Annotated in this window: 1 protein-coding gene; it reads left to right on the top strand. The window is 47.5% G+C overall.

Going from position 1 to position 3,840, the window contains the following annotated elements; genetic code table 11:
• Positions 1–708 precede the first annotated feature (708 nt).
• On the top strand, positions 709–3,840 hold a 3,132-nt coding region (locus K5677_RS10485; RefSeq protein ID WP_296727700.1), incomplete at its 3' end, for an endo-1,4-beta-xylanase.

Raw genomic sequence — 3,840 nt, forward strand, 5'->3', positions numbered from 1 at the left:
GTCATCCCCCTGTTTGAAACGTGATAAGGCGTAGCCCAGACCGTCACCGACCGCTCGTCGGCCTTTATCTCGTAGATCTGCGAAGCCCAGTGTACATTATAGCCTGTTTTGTTCATCCAGAAACCATCCGATACCTTCATAAATGTATTCTCCCCTTGATTTGTACGTACAACTTTTCGCGCAACCGTACATTGTCTTGACTTATATTTTAATAATAACATCTTTTCAGCAAGTTTGCAATAGGTAATCGCAAGAGATGAAGCTATTCATAAAATCTTAAACCGAAGGTGTAAATTACGAATGATACTATTATAATAGTAATATTTGTTTTAATTATTCCGACCTGTAAATATTTGATGCTGTTTTAACAAATCAGCACAATGCATAATATTGTAAATACAAATTAAGCACTCTGACAGTCCCGCATCCTGAAATCAGTCTATCAAATCGGCTGTTTATAACATTTTGTGCATAACTTCACTCGTTTTGAGCAATAACACTTTTGTGCGAAAAATACTAAATTCGTAACCTAAAATGTTTTAATTTCTATATATCTTAGATACATCTGCATTTTGTACACCTAATCATTGTTTTTGGGGTTGAATTTATCAGTACAAATATAGTACAATACTTGTAACAGCATGAAATGATATAAATAATATCATTACGTTGAACGAAAAATATACACTTTTACGAGGAGGAGAATGTATGAAAGTAAAAAAGATAGTTGCAGGCCTTACGGCTGCAAGCTGCCTTTCAGGAGTGATTACAGTCTTACCTGACGTAGTTTCGCGCACCTATGCTGCTGAGATCGTTTATAACGACTTCGAGCGCAACTACGAGGGCTGGTACGGCGAAGGGGATAATGTTGAAGTTATCGCTCAGTTAGGAGAGGGCTTCGGCACTTCACGAGGCATGAAGGTCACAGGAAGAAACTCAGCTTCACAGGGCGCAGCTTCATCAAAGGGTCTTTATCTCTTTGGCGGAGACAAATACACCTACAGCGTTAAGGTCTACAGCGAAACAGCTGAAAAATTCAATTTTTCACTTCTTGTCATCGACGAGAAAACAGGCAAGGAAACCACTGTAAAGCTCGATTCCAGGAATGCAGCCGCAGGTGAGTGGACAGAACTCAAGGGCAGCTACACGGCTCCCAAGGACAGCTATGAGTTCAAGCTCAGCATCACCAACGATTCCACAAACGACTTCCTTTTTGATGATTTCCTCATTACAGGCGACAAGGAAGCTCAGGAAGCACACGCTGTTCCATCGGGCAAGGGCCTTAAGGACGAGTTCGCAAGCTATTTCCGCGTAGGCAATATCTTCAACAGAGGCACTATCAGCAACAGCGGTATCCAGGGCATCATACTCAAGGATCACAACGCTGTGGAGTGCGAGAACGAGACAAAGCCCGATGCAACCCTTGTACAGAGCGGTTCATCGGATACAAACGTAAAGGTATCCCTCAGCAGCTGTGCTGCTATCTGCGATTTCTGCGTAAAGAACAATATCGCATTCAGAGGACATACCCTTGTATGGCACAGCCAGACCCCAGAGTGGTTCTTCAAGAGCAACTTCCAGCAGAACGGAAGCTGGGTCGACAAGAGCACCATGAGCAAGCGTATGGAAAGCTATATCCAGCATATGTTCGAGGCCTTTGCAACACAGTACCCCGACCTTGACCTCTATGCATACGACGTATGTAACGAGTGTATCTCCGACGCAGGCAACGGCGGACCGAGAGGCGGCGGCTACGGCAACGGCAATTCGCCTTGGGTACAGGTATACGGCGGCAACGGCTTCATCGAGGAGGCTTTCACTTACGCAAGAAAGTACGCTCCTTCCACCTGCAAGCTCTTCTATAACGACTATAACGAGTTTGCCGACGGCAAGAAGAACAGCATAATCAACTCTATCCTCAAGCCTCTCAAGGCTAAGGGAGTTCTTGACGGTATGGGAATGCAGTCGCACGTAAACGCTGCTGCAAGCAATGCGTGGGGCGATACGAATTCTTACCTCAAGGCTATGGACGATTACCTCAACCTCGGTATCGAAGTTCAGGTAACAGAGCTTGATATCAGCGTTGAGAGCGGCAAGTACTCATACAACGATCAGGCCAACAAGTACAAAGCTATCTTCCAGCACGCTATGCAGTGGAACAGCGCAGGTCACGACAATAAGGTAACTCTTATTCAGATCTGGGGTCCTAACGACGCAAACTCATGGCTCAGCTCGGGAAGCAACGGCCTTCTCTATGACGCAAGCAACCAGCCAAAGGCTGCATATACAGCTCTTACAAGTCTCGTTCCCGACAGCGAGTGGGGCGAAGGCAAACCGTATACAGGCCCCGGAAGCAGCGGATTTACTCCAAAGCCTGTCGAGCCTGCAAAGGTAGACGATGACGGCTACTGGTTCCACAGCACGTTTGAAAGCGGTACGGACAGCTGGTCAGGCAGAGGCGCTGCTTCTGTCGATACAAGCAGCTCCGCTAAATACGCAGGCAGCAAGTCACTCTATGTAAGCGGCAGAACAAATTCATGGAACGGTGCTGCTGTCTCCCTCGACTCAAGAGCATTTGAGGCAGGCGAGACCTACAGCTTCTCGGTAAACGCTATGACCAATGACGGCGGCAGCACTACCGAGTTCAAGTTCACTCTCCAGTATGATGACGCTTCGGGCACAGCAAGCTACGATCAGATCGCACTTGCTTCCGCTCCTAAGGGCGAATGGGTACAGCTGGCAAATACAAGCTATACTCTCCCCGCAGGCGGCTCGAATTTCCAGATCTATGTTGAGACAACAGACGAAAGCGATTTTGTTGACTTCTATATAGACGAGGCTATCGGAGCTCCCAAGGGCACAAAGATAGACGGCGCAGGACAGCCCGATCTCCCCAGCGGCGGACAGACTTCATCGGGCGGACAGACATCTACTACCCTTCACCTCGGCGACATCAACTATGACGGTGTTATCAACTCCTTAGACATGATAGCAGCAAGAAAGGCTATCGTCAAGGGCGGCTTCAGCGATTCAAAGGCTCAGAAAGCAGCAGACGTTGACCAGAGCAGAGAATTTGACGTAACAGACCTCGTTTGTCTCCAGGAATTCATTCTTGGCAAGATAAAGGAATTCCCCGTAAACAAGCCCGCAGTTCAAACACTTGATCCCACACAGTACGAGGCTAAGTTCAGCGGCGTTTCACTGGCAGAAAGCTTCAAGAAGCAAACCGAGAACAACCCGATCTATACTCAGCGTTTCGGTGCCGATCCGGGCTGGCTCGTATATGACGGCAGACTTTACGTTTACACAACAGCTGATGAATTCGCATACAAGAACGGTCAGCTTATTGAAAACGATTATTCTTCAGGCTATATCAACTGCTTATCAACAGCAGACCTTGTAAACTGGACAGACCATGGTCAGATCCCTGTTGCAAAGACAAGAGTAAATGGCACACCTATTGCAAGATGGGCTAACAACGCATGGGCTCCCGATGCAGCATGGAAAACGATCAACGGACAGGATAAGTTCTTCCTTTACTTTGCAAACAACGGTTCAGGCATCGGCGTTATCACAGCTGATGACCCGACATTCACCAAGAATGTAAAGGATCCTCTCGGACATGAGCTTATTTCCAGAAACACACCTAACAGCAACGTAACATGGCTCTTCGATCCCGGCGTTTACTATGATCCCGACACAGATACAGGTATCATCGCATACGGCGGCGGTGTTCCCGACGGACAGGCTGCTAATACAAAGCAGGGACGTATCGCTAAGCTTGGCAGCGACATGATCTCGATCGTAGGTACTCCTATTGATCCCGGCACACCTTACCTC

This window comes from Ruminococcus sp., assembly GCF_024684275.1.